The organism is Actinocrispum wychmicini, from assembly GCF_004345645.1.
GTDB lineage: Bacteria > Actinomycetota > Actinomycetes > Mycobacteriales > Pseudonocardiaceae > Kibdelosporangium > Kibdelosporangium wychmicini.
Window position 1 is genome coordinate 496,065 of record NZ_SLWS01000001.1, and the last position, 18,144, is coordinate 514,208.

At 67.7% G+C, this 18,144-nt stretch carries 17 protein-coding genes; 7 read left to right on the top strand and 10 right to left on the bottom strand.

Features of this window, described 5'->3' with window-relative positions; translation table 11 throughout:
• Window positions 1-28 precede the first annotated feature (28 nt).
• Window positions 29-1,285, top strand: coding sequence for an MFS transporter (locus EV192_RS02435; protein WP_132110641.1), 1,257 nt, complete (start codon window positions 29-31; stop codon window positions 1,283-1,285).
• Entirely contained in the window at window positions 1,282-1,959 is a 678-nt protein-coding gene (locus tag EV192_RS02440) for an alpha/beta fold hydrolase (RefSeq protein WP_132110643.1), read from the top strand. The genes EV192_RS02435 and EV192_RS02440 overlap by 4 nt, the downstream gene beginning before the upstream one ends.
• Here EV192_RS02440 and EV192_RS02445 read toward each other — a convergent pair.
• A complete protein-coding gene (locus EV192_RS02445; protein ID WP_132110645.1) occupies window positions 1,956-2,636 on the bottom strand; it encodes a TetR/AcrR family transcriptional regulator in 681 nt (226 codons plus the stop codon). The genes EV192_RS02440 and EV192_RS02445 overlap by 4 nt on opposite strands.
• A gap of 66 nt (window positions 2,637-2,702) precedes the next feature.
• On the opposite strand from EV192_RS02445, the gene EV192_RS02450 reads away from it, so the two are divergent.
• Window positions 2,703-3,812 carry an FAD-dependent oxidoreductase gene (locus EV192_RS02450; protein ID WP_132110647.1) on the top strand — a complete coding sequence of 370 codons (1,110 nt, stop codon included), beginning with the start codon at window positions 2,703-2,705 and terminating at the stop codon, window positions 3,810-3,812.
• Window positions 3,813-3,833: 21 nt separating this feature from the next.
• Here EV192_RS02450 and EV192_RS02455 read toward each other — a convergent pair whose 3' ends face one another.
• The gene (locus tag EV192_RS02455) at window positions 3,834-4,988 is read right to left on the bottom strand and encodes an FAD-dependent oxidoreductase (RefSeq protein WP_243726587.1); all 1,155 of its coding nucleotides are present in this window, start codon (window positions 4,986-4,988) and stop codon (window positions 3,834-3,836) included.
• Window positions 4,989-5,075: 87 nt separating this feature from the next.
• Between EV192_RS02455 and EV192_RS53585 the strand changes: the two genes are divergently transcribed.
• The gene (locus tag EV192_RS53585; RefSeq protein ID WP_165960174.1) at window positions 5,076-5,657 is read left to right on the top strand and encodes a TetR/AcrR family transcriptional regulator C-terminal domain-containing protein; all 582 of its coding nucleotides are present in this window, start codon (window positions 5,076-5,078) and stop codon (window positions 5,655-5,657) included.
• A 137-nt stretch (window positions 5,658-5,794) separates the two neighbouring features.
• Here the strand turns inward: EV192_RS53585 and EV192_RS02465 are convergent, their stop codons facing one another.
• From EV192_RS02465 to EV192_RS53590, 7 genes are all read right to left on the bottom strand, one after another.
• Window positions 5,795-6,289: a DUF3592 domain-containing protein gene (locus tag EV192_RS02465; RefSeq protein ID WP_132110649.1), complete on the bottom strand. Its 495-nt coding sequence runs from the start codon at window positions 6,287-6,289 to the stop codon at window positions 5,795-5,797.
• 179 nt (window positions 6,290-6,468) lie between these two features.
• Window positions 6,469-8,280, bottom strand: a complete 1,812-nt coding sequence (gene dnaB, locus EV192_RS02470; RefSeq protein WP_424923331.1) for a replicative DNA helicase — start codon at window positions 8,278-8,280, stop codon at window positions 6,469-6,471.
• 430 nt (window positions 8,281-8,710) lie between these two features.
• Window positions 8,711-9,166: a 50S ribosomal protein L9 gene (gene rplI / locus EV192_RS02475; RefSeq protein ID WP_132110651.1), complete on the bottom strand. Its 456-nt coding sequence runs from the start codon at window positions 9,164-9,166 to the stop codon at window positions 8,711-8,713.
• 14 nt (window positions 9,167-9,180) lie between these two features.
• Window positions 9,181-9,423: a 30S ribosomal protein S18 gene (gene rpsR / locus EV192_RS02480; protein WP_054296255.1), complete on the bottom strand. Its 243-nt coding sequence runs from the start codon at window positions 9,421-9,423 to the stop codon at window positions 9,181-9,183.
• A 37-nt stretch (window positions 9,424-9,460) separates the two neighbouring features.
• Complete coding sequence (locus EV192_RS02485) at window positions 9,461-9,991, bottom strand: single-stranded DNA-binding protein (protein ID WP_132110653.1); 531 nt, start codon at window positions 9,989-9,991, stop codon at window positions 9,461-9,463.
• Window positions 9,992-10,018: 27 nt separating this feature from the next.
• Entirely contained in the window at window positions 10,019-10,327 is a 309-nt protein-coding gene (rpsF, locus tag EV192_RS02490; protein WP_132110655.1) for a 30S ribosomal protein S6, read from the bottom strand.
• Between the two features lie 110 nt (window positions 10,328-10,437).
• A complete protein-coding gene (locus EV192_RS53590) occupies window positions 10,438-11,451 on the bottom strand; it encodes a hypothetical protein (RefSeq protein ID WP_165960175.1) in 1,014 nt (337 codons plus the stop codon).
• 186 nt (window positions 11,452-11,637) lie between these two features.
• Between EV192_RS53590 and EV192_RS02500 the strand changes: the two genes are divergently transcribed.
• The 3 genes from EV192_RS02500 (at window position 11,638) to EV192_RS02510 (ending at window position 15,249) form a co-directional block, all read left to right on the top strand.
• The gene (locus EV192_RS02500; RefSeq protein WP_132110657.1) at window positions 11,638-12,408 is read left to right on the top strand and encodes a deoxyribonuclease IV; all 771 of its coding nucleotides are present in this window, start codon (window positions 11,638-11,640) and stop codon (window positions 12,406-12,408) included.
• Between the two features lie 39 nt (window positions 12,409-12,447).
• Window positions 12,448-13,890 (top strand): glycosyltransferase family 87 protein, encoded by a 1,443-nt coding sequence (locus EV192_RS02505; RefSeq protein ID WP_132110659.1) that lies wholly within the window; start codon window positions 12,448-12,450, stop codon window positions 13,888-13,890.
• A gap of 96 nt (window positions 13,891-13,986) precedes the next feature.
• Complete coding sequence (locus EV192_RS02510) at window positions 13,987-15,249, top strand: SGNH/GDSL hydrolase family protein (protein ID WP_132110661.1); 1,263 nt, start codon at window positions 13,987-13,989, stop codon at window positions 15,247-15,249.
• Between the two features lie 49 nt (window positions 15,250-15,298).
• On the opposite strand, the gene EV192_RS02515 is transcribed toward EV192_RS02510, so the two are convergent.
• Complete coding sequence (locus EV192_RS02515; protein WP_132110663.1) at window positions 15,299-18,058, bottom strand: hypothetical protein; 2,760 nt, start codon at window positions 18,056-18,058, stop codon at window positions 15,299-15,301.
• Window positions 18,059-18,144: the final 86 nt, after the last annotated feature.

An 18,144-nucleotide genomic window follows, 5' to 3' on the forward strand; every position in this document is an offset into this window, starting at 1 on the left:
ATGTTGTTGCGGTCCTAGCGTCGTTGCCATGACGAGCACGATCAGTCCGGCAGCCACGGCAATCCTGAGCGGGCCGCGCCTGGGACTGCCCAAACTGGTCTGGGCCCTGGCGGCCACGCACTTCGTCGGCCGGGCCGGCGGTGTGGTGCGGTCGTTTCTGGTGCTGTACCTGACGCAGGCGCAGCACCTCTCGCCCGCGACCGCGGGTGTGGTGGTCGCGGCTGTCGGTGTCGGGGACATCGGATCCCAGTTGCTCGGTGGCTGGTTGGGAGACCGGATCGGCCGGCGCAACACGATGCTGGTGGGGTTCGTCGGTGCCGCTGTGGCGCTCACCGCGCTCGGCTCAGCGGATTCGATGCCCGAGATCTGGGCGGCCGCCGTCGGTGTCGGGCTGACGATCGAGCTGTTCCGCCCGGCCGCGTCGGCCGCGGTGGCCGATCTGCCCACGCGGCAACGGATCCGCGCGTTCGGATTGCTCTACTGGGCGGCCAACCTCGGCTTCTCGGTCGCCACGGTCACGGCCGGGATCCTGGCCAAGTACGGATACGGGCTGCTGTTCTGGATCAACGTGGTGGCCTCGTTGATCGCGGCGCTGATCGTCTGGCGTCAGGTGCCGGAAACCCGTCCGGCGGGTTCGACGCGGACGCGGCGGGCGCTGCTGCCCGTGGTGCTGCGTGACCGGTTGATGATCGCGATGATGGTGATCCACGTCGGCTACTTCACGCTGTTCCTGCAGACGTTCACGACGTTGCCGCTGCTGATGACGGCCGACGGTCTTGGCCCCGCGACGTACGGCGCGGTGTTGGCGCTGAACGGGATCGCCATCGTGGTCGGCCAGCCAGTGGCGGTCCGGCTGCTCGCTGGCCGCAACGGCAGTGTGGTTTCGGCCGTTTCGATGCTGCTGGTCGGGGTTGGCGCCGGGCTCGGCGCGATCAGCCACGGCACCGCCGGCTTCGCCGGATCGGTCCTGATCTGGACCCTCGGCCAGATCGGTATCGCTGTGCGGTTCGGCGACACCTTCGCCGACCTCGCACCCGCCGAGCTGCGTGGCAGGTACATGGGCCTCGCCTCAACCACCTGGAGCGTCGGCGCGGTGTTCGGCCCGCTGGCCGGAACCGCGCTGCTCGATCTGGCCGGACCAACCGTCCTCGGATCGGCATGCGCGATCAGTGGGATCGTGCTCTTCTTCGCTCAGCGGGCGCTCGCACCGGCACTGCGCCGCCGGGCCGCGGCGCACGACGAATCCCTCGAAACGAACAACGACAGGAAAGGCAGTGCCGCATGAGTACATATGTGTTGATCCACGGTGGCGGAGACGTCGGCTGGTCATGGCACCTGGTCGCAGCCGAACTCCGAGGTAGGGGACACGAGGTGGTGGCTCCGGATCTGCCCGCCGACGACCCATCGGCCACGTTCACCGACTACGTCGACGCGGTGGTCGAAGCCGTCGGCGACAGGAAGGACCTGGTCGTCGTCGGCCACTCGTTCGGCGGGTTCACCGCACCGCTGGTCGCCGATCGACTCGCGGCCGATCTGCTGGTTCTGGTGGCCAGCATGATCCCCGCGCCCGGCGAGTCGCCGGACGATTGGGGCCGCAACACCGGATGTGACGAGGCAGTGCAGGCACAGGCGGCGCGCGACGGTGGCCGCACCGGTAACGCCGACCCGTACGTCAGCTTCTACCACGACGTACCACGTGCACTCGCGGAAGAGGCACTGAGCAAGGAACGGGCACACCCGTCGCCCGCCGCGATGAAAGAGCCGTGGCCGCTGGACGCGTGGCCGGATGTTCCCACCAGGTTCGTGCTGTGCAGCGAGGACCGCTGCTTCCCGCCGGACTTCCTTCGCGGGCTGGCGGCCGAACGTCTTGGCATTGTCCCCGAGGAGATCGCCGCCGGCCACTGCGTCGCCCTCAGCCGTCCCACCGAACTGGCCGATCTCCTGCTGGCCGGGCGTTAGCTTGAGATACGGGCTTCGATGCCGTCGAGGAGGAAGTCGAGGCCGGTCCGGAAGGTTTGGTCGGCGTCGAGGTGGGGGCCATCGTGGACGACCTTGGCCAGCGCGGGGAATCGGCCGGTGGCGAAGGTCCGCCGCAGATAGGGCCCGAAGGCGGCCTGCCACTGCTTCTGGTCCATCCCAGAGGTTCGCTCGGCGCGTCGCTCGGTGATCTCCCGGCGCACCGCGCCGATCACGTACGAGTTGACTGCGGCGATCGCCGGCACGACGGTGTCCAGGTCGACGCCGTCCATTCCGGCCGCCACAGCCTCCCCGCTGGCCAGCGTGTTCGGCCCGAGTTGGGGCCGGCCACCGATCAGGTCGGCGAGCCATTCGTGCTGGTGGGCGGCTTGCCGGATGGTTTCGGCAAGGGAGCGCAGCACCTCCCGCCAACCGTCCCCGGCCGGCCGGATCTCGGCGTGGACCGCGTCGACCATCAGGTCGAGCAACTCGTCCATGGTGGCGATGTAGCCGTACAGCCGCATGGGTCCGACGTCCAGGGCCGCGGCGACCTTGCGCAGTGACACCGCGGCCAGGCCGTCCGCGTCGGCCAGCTGGATCGCCGCTCGGACGATCCGCTCCCGGCTCAGCGGGGCCGGCGTCGGTCGATTCGGTGGCTCGGGCCGCTCCCACACCAGCATGCTGCCGACAATACATCGCATGTAGCGATACACTGCATCGAACAGTGCAGTGAATCGGAGGCAGCTATGACCATCACCATCGTCGGAGCCGGACTGGGCGGCTTGGCACTTGCTCGGGTGCTGCACGTGAACGGCATCGACGCCGTCGTGTACGAACGTGAACCGTCGCGCGGTGCGCGCGGCCAGGGCGGCATGCTCGACATCCACTCCGGCCAGCGGGCGCTGCGCGAAGCCGGGCTGATCGACCAGTTCTTCGCGATTGCCCGTGGTGAAGGCCAGGACATGCGGCTTCTCGAACCGGACGGCACCCTGCTGCTGCAGGAGGACACACCCGAGGATGCCCCGCTGTTGCGCCCCGAGGTGGACCGCGCCGACCTGCGCAGTCTGCTGCTGGACTCGCTTCCTGAACACACGGTTCGCTGGGGGCACGCGTTCGAATCCGCCGACAACGGCCTGCTGCACTTCGCCGACGGCAGCAGTGCGACGTATGACCTGCTGGTCGGCGCCGACGGCGCGGGCTCCCGAGTCCGTGCACTGCTCACCGACGCCCGGCCGACGCACATCGGCCAGAACGTCGTCGAGCTCAGCATTCCCGACATCGACCGCACTCACCCCGACCTCGCGGCAATGGTCGGGCGCGGCAACTACTGGGTGTTGGGCGACGGGAAATCCCTTGCGGCACAGCGCAACGGCGACGGCCGCGTGCGCGTCGGCCTCAGCTTCTACAACACCGCCGAGGACTGGTTCGCCACCAGCGGGATCCCGTTCGACGATCCCGCCGCCGCCCGGGCGCGGCTGATCGAGGAACTCAACGGCTGGGACCCACGGTTCACCGCACTGATCGCCGCCTGCGACGACACCATCCGGCAGTGGCCGATCAGCACTCTCCCGGTCGGCCTGACCTGGCCGTCGACACCAGACGTCACGCTGCTCGGCGACGCCGCGCACCTGATGCCGCCAGTGGGAGAAGGCGCCAACATGGCACTGCTCGACGGCGCCCTGCTCGGCCTCGCGCTGGCCGCGCACCCGGACGACTTTCCCGCCGCCATCAAGGAATACGAACGCGAGATGTTCGAACGCAGTAGCGCTGCCGCCCGGATGTCCGCGGACATGCAGGAATTGCTGATGTCGCCGGACGCCAGCCAGAAACTGCTCGCGTTCTTCCAACCTGGCTGAAGTAACCGAAGCGCGGGCGGGCTAACGCTGTTGGGCGTGGCGCATCTCGTCCAACGAATCGAAGAACTTCTCCGCATAGCCAAGGGCTTCCGCGGCATAGCCACACATCTGCTGCTCGTAGTCGGCGAGGGCGGCGATCAGGTGTTCCGTCCCGTCGTTGACCGCGATGAGCTTGCGGCACAGCAGCTCGCCGTCGATGAAGGCCAGGTTCGCGCCGAGGCCACCGGGAGGTGCCGGGTGCGCGGCATCACCCAGCAGCGTGACCGGTCGGGTGGGCCAGGGGCGGACCGGGTCGGAGATCCGCAACGGGCCGATCCCGCTGTTGCCGGCGTCGGCCTGGTCGAACAGCGCTCGCAGGTCCGGATGCCACTCCTTGACCAGATCCTGGAGCAGCGCCAGCCCGGCCACCGGGTCGCCTTCCAGTTCGAGCGCGTTGTCCGCGTACTCCATCGGAATCATCATGACCCAGCGCAGATAGCTGCGCGTGTCCGGCAGGGTGACGTCCGGCGCGAGTTCGGCGGCGGCTTCGGTGGGTACGCGGCGGAAGGGCATCTTGCCGAGGAACAGCTGCAGTTCAGCTGCGTTGACCATGGTGCTCCAACCCGGCACCAGACCGGCGAACCGATCGGTCAACGGGGTGCGTCCGATTGCCCCGACCCGGTCCATCTGACGAATCTGAACCGAGGGAATCAGCTGTCGACGGACCGTCGAGCCCATGCCGTCCGCGCCGACCACCACGTCCGCGACCTCGGTGCTGCCGTCCGCGAAGGACACCCGGACGCGGCCGTCGGACAGTTCTTGGTAGTCGTCGAGCTTCTTGTCGAACACCACGTGCTCGTCGAGGCCGGCCAGCAGCAGATGCCGCAACACATGCCGGTCGAACAGCGTGCCCTCGTCCTTTGGCGGCACCTCGCCGAGCACTCTGAGCTGGGTGTCGACCATGCGGCCCATTCCGGTCATCTCCCCGCCGATCGCGTGCAACAGCGGCAGCAACCGCTCAGGCAGGCAGCCCCGCAGCGCGGCAAGTCCAGGGCCGCCAAGGCCGATCCGGTAGCCCTGGAACCGCGATTCGACCGCCGAATCCCGTTCTCGGACGCTGACGTCGATCCCCGCATCGAGCAGCCGCCGTGCGAGCGACAGGCCACCCAGCCCCGCGCCGATCACCAACACCTTCATCGCAACCTCCCCGTCGAGTGGGTGAACTAAGTTCACGTGAACTAAGTTCACCCTACGGCTCGGGCGACGAACTGGCAAGATGTCGCGGTGTCCCGTCGTGACGAGGTGTTGCAAGCCGCGCTTGACCTGCTGGATGAGGTGGGCCTTGACAGTTTGACCACCCGACGGCTCGCCGAGCGGCTCGGCGTCCGTCCGGGCGCCCTCTACCGGCACTTCGACAGCAAGCGGGCTCTGCTCGATGCCATGGTCGACGTGGTGATCGGCGGCGGATCTGAAGTGGACGACGGACCGCCGCAGCCGACCAAGGACACCTGGGACGAGCAGATCCGGACGATCGCGACCGGCGCCAGGGCAGCCATGCTCACCCATCGCGACGGCGCCCGACTGGTGGTCACCCACCTGCTACCCGGTCCGCGCGCCGAGCCCGGCGTGGCGCAACTGGCCTGGGAAACGATGCTGACCATTCTGCGGCCGACCGGCCTGTCCGAGGCGGGCGCGGCAGGGGTGATCGACACGATTTTCGCTTATGTCAACGGGTTCACCATCGAGGAACAGGCTCGGGACGGTTTCCCGCAACCGGCGGAGCGGCGAGCGTTGCGCGACCAGGGGTTCGCGATCGGCCTTGACCTGATACTCACCGGTGTCCGCGCGAAAATGAAGTCAGTTTGAGGCCCGGCAAAGATGTAGGTTCTCAAACGACGTGACATGTCGATCTTGAGTCACCTGGGGTTTCTCGGTTGTCGCACGGCAATGGCACCATGATCAGTCTCGAACCCACTGTCGCTGCCGCTGGAGCGCCTGGCCCGTCATCTGGGGCGGTCTGGGCGCAAGTCGCTCCACAGGGTGAGCCCGTCGGGCCGATTGACAGGCACATCGGAGGTCTGCGGCAGCTGGGAGGAGGCTCGCGGGTCGCCTGTGCTGGGCCGCCGCCACTGCCATCCGGCCACGCCCAGCATGAGTACCGCGGAGACCAGCAGGACTGCGAGGACTGACCAGCGGCTCTCAAACGACTCGGCCCTGTCGACCACCTCGGGGCGCTGGGGGTCGTAGGTAACCTGCACGCGGTCGCCCACGCTGGGCTCGGTCCCGACGACCACAAACTCTTGGACCGCCGTGCCGTCCACCGTGGTGAACCCGACCCACGCTCCCCACCCCCGCCTGTCTGCGTGAGGCACCGCCTGCTGCACGGTCGCCATGGTGGTGACCGCGCGCGCCTCCACCTGCGACATCGCCACCATCACTACGGCAGCACCCGCCAGTAGCACCACCGCAAAGGCGACCGCGATCCAGAACGCCGCCACCTGAGCTGCGCTGCGGCGGGCCCTCGACCCCCTGGCTCTCACCCCCGCATCTTGCGCCCCCAGGCTGGCCTGCCACAACATCCCCGTCAGATCCGCGCGCGACGCCGTGAGACGCCGCAAGGTCCACCGAGAATGGACAGCAAGTCTCACACCGATTTGAGACCCTACAAAAGATCCCGTTATGCCTGGGCGAGGTCGGCGAACTTCGAGTAGTGCAGTTGGTGTGCCACGGTTACGGTCGCGGTTGGGCCGGCGCGGTGTTTTGCCAGGATCAGGTCTGCTTCGCCGGCGCGGGGATCGTCGCGTTCCCACGCGTCCGGCCGGTGGATCAGGACCACCATGTCGGCGTCCTGCTCAAGGCTTCCTGATTCGCGGAGGTCGGCGAGCATTGGGCGCTTGTCGGTTCGTTGTTCCGGGCCACGGTTCAGCTGGCTCATCGCGACCACCGGCACTTCGAGTTCCTTGGCCAACAGCTTGAGTTGGCGGGAGAACTCGGAGACTTCCTGCTGCCGGCTCTCCACCCGCTTGCCGGAGGTCATCAGCTGCATGTAGTCCAGCACGATCAGTTTCAGGTCGTGCCGTTGCTTCAGCCGTCTTGCCTTGGCGCGGATCTCCATCATCGTCATGTTCGGTGAGTCGTCGATGAACAGTGGGGCCTCGCTGATCTCGCTCATCCGGCGGGCCAGCCGGGTCCAGTCGTCGTCGGTCATCCGGCCGCCGCGCATGTCCGCGAGCCGGATCTTGGCCTCGGCGGACAGCATGCGCATCACGATCTCGGTGCGGCTCATCTCCAGCGAGAAGATCACGCTGGACATGCCGTGCCGGATGGAGCACGACCGGGCCCAGTCCAGCCCTAGCGTGGAGTTGTGGGTCGGCACCATCGAGCGGCCGGCCAGGTAGAGGTGGTCCACGTTGTCCACTTCAACGCACCTGACCGGCACGCCGGCCGTCCTGCGAACGTCCACAATGGAATGAACGCGCGGTTCGTCGGCGAGCACGGTGTGCGTCCGGCCGAGCTCCAGGGGTTGAGCGGCGGCGATGGCGGCGCCGGCGACCAGCTCGCCCGTTGTCCGGATGCCGTCGACTGTCGGCCATTGGTGCTGCTCGTCGGCGACGATCACGGTCCCGTCGGCGAACTTCACGTCGTAGCAGGGACGGCCGTGCATGACCTCGGTCGCCGCCACGACGTTCGTGGGTTTGCCGTCCGCGCCAAGCAGTTGGTCGCCGACGGCCACTTCGCCCATCGTGGTCCAGCCGGTCGGCGTGGGCAGCGGGGTGTCCAGCGCCAGCGCCTTGCCGACACCGGGACGGGCCGCGACGATGATCATCTGGCCGGGGTGCAGGCCGTTGGTGATCTCGTCGAAGTCCGCGAAACCGGTGGGGACGCCGAGGGACGACCCGCCGCGGGAGGCGATCGCGTCGATCTCGTCCATCGTGGGCTGGAGAAGCTCCTCCAGTGCCACGTAGTCCTCGGTGGTGCGGCGCTCGGTCACCTCGTAGATGGCGGACTGGGCGCGGTCGACGATCTCGTTGACGTCGCTGCCGTCCTGGCCGGAGTAGCCGAGCTGGACGATCCGGGTCCCGGCTTCGACCAGCCGGCGCAGGACCGCCTTCTCCGCGACGATCTCCGCGTAGTAGCCGGCGTTCGCGGCCGTCGGCACGGTCGCGATGAGCGTGTGCAGATAGGGCGCGCCGCCGATCCGGCGGAGCTCCCCCCGGCGTTCCAGCTCCGCGGCCACGGTGATCGGGTCGGCGGGTTCACCCCGGCTGTAGAGGTCGAGCACGCAGTCGTAGACGCTCTGGTGGGCCGGGCGGTAGAAGTCGCCGGGCCGCAGGACTTCGACCACGTCGGCGATCGCGTCCTTGGACAGCATCATCCCGCCGAGCACCGACTGCTCGGCCGGCAGGTCCTGGGGCGGCTGCTTGTCAAAACCCGGGCTGCCCCCGTTCGACATCTCCGGTGCCGTTCCCCGGTCATCGGTGAGCGCCACCGCGCAGCCCCTCCTCGCTCATATGTTCGAATCTACACCACGCATCTTATCGGCGTTCGATCATTCGTCGGGCAGCCGAACGGGGTGTGTCGCGATGGACCCTAGGGGCCGGCCGACCCGGCCATCAAATCCCGGTGTTGACCGATCTGTGGACAACCTGTGGACGGTTGACCCGAGCTGACCACAGGGCGCGGGCAACCTGTGGGCAACCTGGGGACAAGTCGCTGCGAACACGGCAAAACAGCAGGTCAGAGCCTGTGTGCCTGGTGTGGAAAAGGTCGTGGAAAATCTCTCGGCGTGTCGCTCGAAAACCACGCTTCGGCGTGTCGGAAACGCCGGTTCACCCCATCGTGGGCACCAGCCTGTGGATAACTCACGTGGGTACACGAAACACCCTCCCGGAGGCCCGGGAGGGTGTTCGGTGATCAGTTCAGCCGGCCGCGCTGACGTCCAGGCGGACCGCCACGGTCACGTCCGGGTGCAGCCGGACGCTGGCGGTGTGCTTGCCGACGTTCTTGATGTGCCCGGCCAGTTCGACGGTCCGCTTGTCGAGCTGCGGACCACCGGCGGACTTGATCGCGGCCACGATGTCGGCCGTGGTGACCGACCCGAACAGCTTGCCGGAACCAGCGGCCGCCTTGGCCCTCAGCGTGACCGCGCCAAGGCCTTCGAGGATGCCCTTGATCTCCTTGGCGTGGTCCAGGTCGCGAACCCGGCGGGCGTCCTGTGCGCGCCGGATCGTCCGGACGTTCTTCTCCGCGCCCTTGGTCGACAGGATCGCCAGGCCACGCGGCAGCAGGTAGTTGCGACCGTAGCCGTCCTTGACCTCGACGACGTCGCCGGGGCCACCGAGACCGCTCACGTCCGTGGTGAGAATCAGCTTCATCTCTCCGACTCCGATCAGCGCGCGGTCGAGGTGTAGGGCAGCAGCGCCATTTCCCGAGCGTTCTTCACCGCGATGGCGACGTCCCGCTGGTGCTGGCTGCAGTTGCCGGTCACCCGACGGGCCCGGATCTTGCCGCGGTCGGAGATGAACTTCCGCAGCAGCGCGGTGTCCTTGTAGTCGATCAGGGTGTCCACGGCGTCCTTCTTGCAGAACGCGCAGACCTTCTTCTTGGGCTTGCGAATGGGTGGCTTGGCCACAGGTGTACTCCTGAAAAGTCAAAAAGTCCGGGGAAGATCAGAACGGCGGTTCGTCGGAGAACCCGCCACCACCGCCACCGCCGGCGGGCGGTGCCGAGCCCCACGGGTCGTCGGCCGGCGCGGACTGACGGTTCCCGCCGCCACCGCCGCCACCGGAGCCGTTCCCGCCGCCTCCGCTGTAGCCGCCACCCTCGCCAGATCCCCGGCTCACCCGGTTGACCTTGGCCGTGGCGTACCGCAGCGACGGGCCGACCTCGTCGACCTCAAGCTCGATCACGGTGCGCTTCTCGCCCTCGCGGGTGTCGTACGACCGCTGCTTGAGCCGGCCGGACACGATCACGCGCGCGCCGCGGGTCAGCGACTCGGCCACGTTCTCCGCGGCCTGACGCCAGATGCTGCACCGCATGAACAGCGCCTCGCCGTCCTTCCACTCGCCGGACTGGCGGTCGAAGGTGCGCGGTGTCGAGGCCACCGTGAAGCTGGCCACGGCCGCGCCGGACGACGTGAACCGCAGCTCAGGGTCGGCGGTCAGGTTGCCGACCACCGTGATCGTCGTGTCGCCTGCCATTTCGGGCTCTCCTTGGCTTCGCTTGGATCAGACGCGCGCGGCCGGGCGCTTGTCGACGCGACGCAGCACCTTGGTGCGCAGGATCGTCTCGGACAGCGACAGCTGCCGGTCCAGTTCCTTGACGGCGTCGGGCTCGGCGTTGACGTCGAGCACCGCGTAGATGCCCTCGGCGTGCTTGTTGATCTCGAACGAGAGCCGGCGCTTGCCCCAGACCTCGACCTTCTCAACCGAGCCGCCTGAGGTGCGGATCACGTTGAGGAAGTTCTCCAGCGACGGCTGCACATTGCGTTCGTCCGTGCTGGGATCGAGGATGATCATTACCTCGTAATGACGCATGAAGACCACTCACCTCCTGTGGACTGGCGGCCATGGTCTCTCCATGGCAGGAGGGTCTACGGCCAATCAGCCTACATGACGCCGTTCCGAGTCGGCCGCGCCGGTCGGCTTCAGGCGGAGCGAGGAGCGTCGAACATCGGCTTGCGCAGGACCCAGGTCCGGACGAGTGCGGCGGTCACACCGGACAGCGCCAGCACGGCCAGCAGCACGGAGATGTCGATGTCGCGACGCCCTTGCGGGCCGCCGAGGGACTCCGCGTGCCCGGCGGCCTGCACGCCGTCGGCGGGTGGGTTGTCGGTGCCGAGGATGCCGAACTGCGGGCTGTAGTTGGGCACGTTGCCGCCGTACCGGACGCCGGGCGACGGGGCGTACAGCCCGGCCTGGGCGAACGGGATCGAGCTGTAGTCCGTCATCGGTGCCCGGCCGTAGTCGCCCCAGCCCCAGCCGTTGAGCGGGGACGGTGCGCCACCGATCACCGGGAAGTTGGCGCCGGGAGGGATCCCGCCGCCGTCGCTGCTGCCGGGGGTGCCACTGCCGGGGATGGTGCCGGGCTTGCCGGGTTGCTGGCCGCCGGGCTTGCCGGGGGCGGGCTGGCCGCCGCCGGGCATCAGGCCGCGTTCGACTTTGTTGGCCTGGTCGGCCATTGCGGCGCTGCCGTCCTGGACCACCGCGCCGATGGTGTTCGCGGCCTGCACGGTGACCCCGCACATGCCGGCGAAGACGCTCTGTACGCCCTGGGCCACGGCACTGATGATCGGGCCGAGCAACGGGATCTTGTTGAGCTGGCCGATCACCGCGTTGGCGATCTGCCCGGCGGTGATGAAGCCGGTGCCGGTGGGGATCGCGCCGATCGGGATCGGCGGCAGCTTGGCCAGGGTGCCGCGGACGGTCGGGGTGATCAGGTTCAACGGGTCGAGTGCCCGGACGACGTTCACCACCGGCTCAAGGACGGCCGCGGGCTGCAGTTGGATCGGCGTGCCCGGCGCGCCCTGGATCGTGGCCGCGCAGCTGCCGACGACAAGTGGGGTGGAGGCCGCGGCTGTACTCCCGCCCAGCACGCTGCTCGTCGCGACGACGAACGCCACCGCGAAAGCGGCGGCCAGCCTGCGAGCGAGCCGTTGCATTCCTCTGACCTCCGTCTTACCGGCCGGTAGCCTCTACGGGATTGAACGACCCTACGCGTCTGTGGTGACGTCAACCACCCCGAATCACCCGCCACATCATCGAATATTCCGCCAGGTGGAGTAGTGCCGGCCGCTCGGCCGTACCACCGGGCTCGTCGTCGTACCCGCCGACTAGGCTCGCTGGTCATGCGCATAGGTGCCCACGTCCGCGACGACGACCCGCTCGGCGCCGCGGTTGAGCGGGGCGCCGAGGCCGTGCAGTTCTTCCTTGGCGACCCGCAGTCCTGGAAGAAGCCGGCCCCCCACCCGCAGACCGAGCAGCTGCTGGCCACCGAGCTGGACGTATACGTCCACTCCCCTTACCCGGTCAACCTGGCCTCGATGAACAACCGGATCCGGATCCCGTCCCGCAAGACCGTCACGCAGCACGCCGAGGGCGCGGCCGCGGTCGGCGCCAAGGGCCTGATCGTGCACGGCGGCCATGTCACCAAGGGCGAGGATCCGGCCGAAGGGATCGCCAACTGGCGGAAGTTCTTCGAACGCCAGGCCGCGGACGGCGGCTTCCCGCTGCCGATCCTGATCGAGAACACCGCGGGCGGGGACAACGCGATGGCCCGGCGCCTGGAGATGCTGGCCCGGCTGTGGGACGCGGTCGGCGAGTTCGGCGCGGGTTTCTGCCTGGACACGTGCCACGCCTTCGCGGCCGGTGAGGAGCTGGTCGACATCGTCGACCGGGTCAAGGCTGTGACCGGCCGGATCGACCTGGTGCACCTGAACAACTCGCGGGACGAGTTCGGCTCGTCCCGCGACCGGCACGCCAACATCAAAGCTGGCACGATCGAACCCGAGGTTCTCGCCGCGGTGGTGGCCGCCGCGGGGGCCACCGTGGTGGTCGAGACGCCGGCTGACGGCCAGGCGGAGGACATCGCCTTCCTGCGCCAGGCGCTCGGAAGGTGACATGCGGTGTCTCCAGGAGAGCGGCTTGGTGCCGTGACAATGGCAGGGGAGGCGGAGAGCTCGGTGGCGCGGGAGACCGGGGAGCCCGCGCGGGACGCTGTGCGCACCGCCCGGGTGCTCAGGTTCGGCCGGGTCGGCCTGGCCGCCATGGTGCTGCTCTGCGGGATCACCCTGCTGCTCGGGTTCGCCAACAAGAACCGGTGCACCGGCCCGGAGTTCGACAGTCTGGGCCGTAGCGCGCCGCAGCCCACCGAACGGGCGCGTGCGGACGCCTGCTACTCCGACATCCAGTACCTGTGGGTCGGCCGGGACATCGACAAGCACGTCTTCCCGTACATGCACGGCTCGATCGACGCCAAGGGCGACCTTGAGGGCGGTACGGTCGAGTACCCGGTGCTGACCGGTGTGCTGATCTGGCTGGGCGCGCTGTTCGCGCACAACGACGCTGGTTTCCTGCTCGGCTCGGCGATCCTGATGGCGCCGTTCGGGCTGCTCACCGCGTGGCTGCTCGGCCGGATGGCGAGGTGGCGGACGCTGCTGTGGGCGATCGGTCCGCCGCTGGTGCTGTACGCGTTCCACAACTGGGACCTGCCGGTGGTCCTCTCCGCGGTCGCCGCTGTGTACGTTGTACACAGGGGGTGGGGCCGGCTGGGCGCGGACCGCCCGCTGGTCGATCGCGCCACCTTCTCGGCCGTGCTGCTGGGCATCGGCTTCACGCTCAAGCTCTATCCCGCGGCGTTCGTCCTGCCGCTGATGCTGTACGTGCTGACCGGCGGCCGCGACGGCATGGAACTGCCCAAGGGCAAGAGATACGACGTGTACGGCGCGCTCAAGGTCGCGTTGGTCGCGTTGGTCACCGCGGTCCTGATCAACCTGCCGTTCGCGGTGTTCGGCTTCGAAGGCTGGAAGGCGTCGTTCACGTTCCAGGGGCTGCGCAAGGCCGACATCACCACGAACTCGATCTGGTTCTGGGCGTTCCGGCCGGACTCCGAGCCGAAGAACGCGGCCTTCCAGGACGTGGTGAGCCTCTGGTCGCCGATCCTGGTGCTCGCGTCGTTCGCGCTCGCGCTGTACCTGGGCTGGCGCCGCTTCAAGCGTGAGGGCACGTATCCGTGGATCGCCGTGTCGGCCGCGATGCTGTGCGGGTTCCTGTTGCTGCACAAGGTCCACTCCCCGCAGTACACGCTGTGGCTGGTGCCGATGCTGGTGCTGATGCGGGTGCACATCGGCTGGTCGATCGCGTACTTCATCGCCGACTTCTGTATGGGGACCGGGATCTTCCTCTGGTACCACGCGATCGACGTGGGCAAGGGGATGACGATCTACGACGGGTTCACCGCGCAGATGGTGATGATCGGCGTGTGGGGCCGGGCCGCGTTGCTGGTCGGCCTGTTCTTCGCGTTCCTCAACGCCAAGTCCACTGTGGACGATCCGGTGCCGGAGAGCTTCCTGCCCAAGGGCTACCGGCCGGCCACGGCGTAGCGCTCACGCTGAGTCAGGGCGTTTGTCCTGGCCGCCCGCCGTTTGTCAGCCGAACGGCGGTGGTCGGAAAATCACCGTGCGTAGCACGGTGACTCCATGAGGCGACTGCTTGCTCTCGGCGCGGTGAGCGCGTTCGCGTTGGGCCTGGTGGCGATACCCGGCTCAGGTGACATCCTCCGGCCGCTGGCGACACCCGGCGGCTGGGTCGGTACGTGGGCGGCGGCACCGGCCGCCGGTGTGGCCGGAACCGACAACGGTTACCCGAACTTCTCCATCCGCAACGTCGTGCACAGCAGTGTCGGCGGCGCGTCGGTGCGGGTCCGCCTGTCCAACGCGTTCGGCGCGAAGCCGGTGACGTTCGGGCACGTCACCGTCGCCGTGAACGCGCAGGCCAACACGCCGCGCGCGGTCGCCGGCAGTGTGCGCGACCTGACGTTCGGCGGCTCGGCGACCACCACCGTCCCTGCCGGGGCGGACGTCCTGAGTGACCCGGTGTCCCTGCGGGTGCCCGACGACTCCGACCTCCTTGTCACCACGTACGTCCCGACACCGTCCGGCCCGGTCACGTACCACCCGACGGCGCTGCAGACCTCGTTCTTCACCCGCGACGGCGACTTCGCGGCTGAGGAGTCCGGCGCGTCGTTCACCGAGCAGACCTTCGTCTGGCACTACGTCACCGGTGTGGACGTGCGCGGCTCGACCGCGTCCGGCTCGGTGGCGACCCTCGGTGACTCCATCACCGACGGCGTCGGCTCCACCGCGGGTGCCGACCACCGCTGGCCGGACTTCCTTGCCGACCGCCTACTGGCCGGTATCGATGCGCCCTCGGCGGGGAAAAGCACCTCGGGCGGTCCTCGCCGGCTCGGCGTGGTGAACGCCGGCATCGGCGCCAACCGCCTGCTGCTGGACGTGCCCGGCTCCGGCGCCGGCCGCAACGCGCTGGCCCGTCTCGACCACGACGTGCTGAGCCTGGGCACCGTGCAGACCCTGATCGTGCTGGAGGGCATCAACGACATCCAGCAGGATCCGCACCAGACCGACCCGGCCCAGATCATCGCGGCCCACCGCCAGATCATCGCCCAGGCACACGCCCGCGGCCTCCGGGTCATCGGCGCCACCCTCACACCGTTCAAGGGCTGGCGGGTCTACGACCAGACCTTGGAGAACACCCGTCTCGCGGTCAACGACTTCATCCGCACCAGCGGCGCCTTCGACGGCGTCGCCGACTTCGACGCGGCCATCCGCGACCCGCAGGACCCGCTGCGGATGCTGCCCGCCTACGACTCCGGTGACCACCTGCACCCTGGTGACGCCGGCTATCGGGCTATGGCCGCAGCGGTGAACCTGGCCCAGCTCTGAGGTGGCCGAGTGGGCCCGTGGCACGCGGTCACGAGCCCACTCGGTGCTCCTAGCGGCAGTCAGTTGGCGTGGACGCACCCTTCAACCAGAACGCCATCTGGTCGAAGACGATGTCCTTTGACCCGTCGCCATCGTTCGTGAGATTGCTCAGCATCACCCGGGCACCCGGACTGAGCCACGTCCGGGTGAGTATTTTCGAGGTATCGCTGGACGTCTGCTGAATCGAAACCTCCACCGCCGGCATCTCTACGCCACCCCTGATACCAGGAAAAATGACATAGGTGACGTTGGCTTCCGCGCCGTGTGACGGCATCCAGGTTTCGATCTGATAGCACCCCTCTCTTGGCAGGTCGGGCGACCACGTGCCGGTTACCTGGAATTTCTGGTTCACGTAGGGAGCAGGTTTGACGTCGGGAGATTCCGGGAGTTTGTCATTCTTGTATGTGTGGGTGAACCACATGTGCCCTTTGTAACCCGCGCCGAAGGAATGCAGGTCGATCTGTGCGATGTACGCGTTGGGTGACTGGTTTCCGCCAGTGCGCAGGGTGAACTTGCCACCTCGGACATCACCGGGACACCCCCGAATGTTCAATGCCGAGTCTGGGATGTCGTCGACGATGGTCAGTTCAGGTGCCGGTATTCCGGGCCGTGCGCAGTCCGCGAAGTCGGGATACTGGGCCTTCATCGGCGGTTCGCCGCTGCCAGGTGCGTAGGTCACGTCCTCGAATGAGCACACGCCCGTGTTCGCACAGTTCGCCCATGAGCTGCTCCCGTGGAACCAGCAGCTGGAGTTCTCGGCCGGGCATGGGCTTGACTGTGAACAGTTGTTGACGGATGTGCAGAACTGGAACAGGCCAGGATCGTGGACGATGAAGAACATCTTGGCGCTCTTGTAGGACTCCTGGCCGAAGTAGGTCTTCTGCGGTGTTTCGATCCAGCCGAGGATCTTCTCCGGGTAGGACCAGAAGCCAGGGTGTGCGGCGTCGTCGTACGTGTCGCGCAGGAAAAGATTCCTGCCTGGTTTGTACCGAGGGTTGGCCGGGTTGTTCAGCCAGCCAACTCCCCAGTCGCCGGCACCCGGAGGATGGAAGCCGCTGTTGTAGGTCCAGGTCGCGAAGAACCAGTTTTCGATGAACCTGGGGTCGCCGCCGTTGAGGAGCATCCCGGCGTCGTAGAGCTCATTCCATTTGGTGGCAAGGATGCGTAGTCCGGCTGCGATATTGGCCGCGTAGTCGATGGCAACGGCGGCCTGCTGCGTCGGGTTGAACACCGTATCGGTTTTCCTCATCCCGTCCGTGACCTGGGTGATCCCGTAACCACAGTCGGCCTTGGTGTAGTCGATCTTGTCGACCGCCGGGGAGAGACCGTAGTAGTTGCCGACGAGGACGTTCCCGCCGTCGCCCGGCCGGGCGTGCGGAGTGGCCTGCCTGAAGTTGGACTCCTGAGCCATGATGCCGAGGAGTACCTGTGCCGGAACGGTCCCACCGCCTCGGAGAGCAGGCAGTGGGAACAATCCCTGTGGCGAGTAGGCCGGCAGGCCGGATCGCAGGTAGTCCGCCGGTCGTTGAACGTTCAACGCACCCTTGACCGCGAGATCCGCGGCCCATTCACCCATGGGCGCTGTTGGTTGTAGGACCTGACGGTGTAGGTCGTTGCGGAGCACCGCACACGTGGGCGAGTCGACGTTGACAGCCTGTATCCGCGCCCCTGGATTGGCAGTATCGGCCTTGCCGGTCCACATCAGCCTTGGGGCGCGCGACGCGACGATCTCGCCTGTCCGGGTCGCGCCACTGCGCGGCGCTCGAACTGACACCTCGTAGCGACCGGCGAGCTCGTCGGTCAACCCACCGGGACCGGCCTTCGCGGCCTGGGACACCTGCGGGCTGGCCACCCGGCCGGCGATGAGGTCGCCGTCAGCCGAGATCGCGGCGATTTCCTTGCCGCTCCAGGGGAACGTGGCAAGACCTGGAACGGTGTCCGGGTTGATCGTCCCAGTGTCACCGACCAGGGCGGTGCGGCCGCCCCGAAGTGCCAGCATCTGCAACCGGCCAAGCGGAGCGTCGGCGAAGGTGCTGAGCCGGCCGTCGGCAAACCGTTGGGCCACAGCACGATCGCCGTGCTGCTCCAGCAAGTCGACGCCGTTGTTGTTGGCCACCACCGCGAACGGGCGCCCGTCCAGCTTGCCGACCTGTGTCAAGGTGCCGGAATCGGCGACCTTGACCAGCGCGCCCTGCGCCACCCCATAGGTTCCGTCCTTGGCCGGAACCATGTTGGTCAACTGCTTGCGCACCCGAGAAGTCGATGTCACCTGTCCCTTGGCGGCGTCGACGTGCAGCAGGTCGGTCTCCTGCTCGTCCGCGCCGATCGACCTGGTCAGCAGCACCTCGTCGCCGGGCCCACAGGCGGGCGAGAAATAGCTCAACGCCACGTCGTCGGCAACCATCCTGGCCTGGCCGGAATCAACGTCCACCACGGCGGCGAGCGCTCCGGCCTGTAACACCTCGGGTCTGTTCGTGTCCTGAACGGGGACGAAGACGGCGGCTACGTACTTCCCTGACCCGGTCAGACAGGTGTAGCCGGTCCAGGGGCTGCCATTGGGATTCGGCCCGGCCAGTGTCGCCAACGTCGACCAGCGGAAGGCATCTCTTTCTCGGGCGATCTCGATCTGGTAGCCCTTGGTGTCGCCCACCCCGGCGGCAACCAGGTCCGTTGAGCGCCGCCAGTTCGCGCCAAGGGCGTGGTCCGGGTCGGTGAACTGCAGCTGATCGGACGGTGGAGCGGCCTCGGCATACGGCATACGGCTGCCCATGACCAAGCTTGTGGCTGCCACACCTGTGGTGGCAAGTACTGCGACAATTCTTCGCATCGACGGATCCTTTTCAGATCAATACGCCT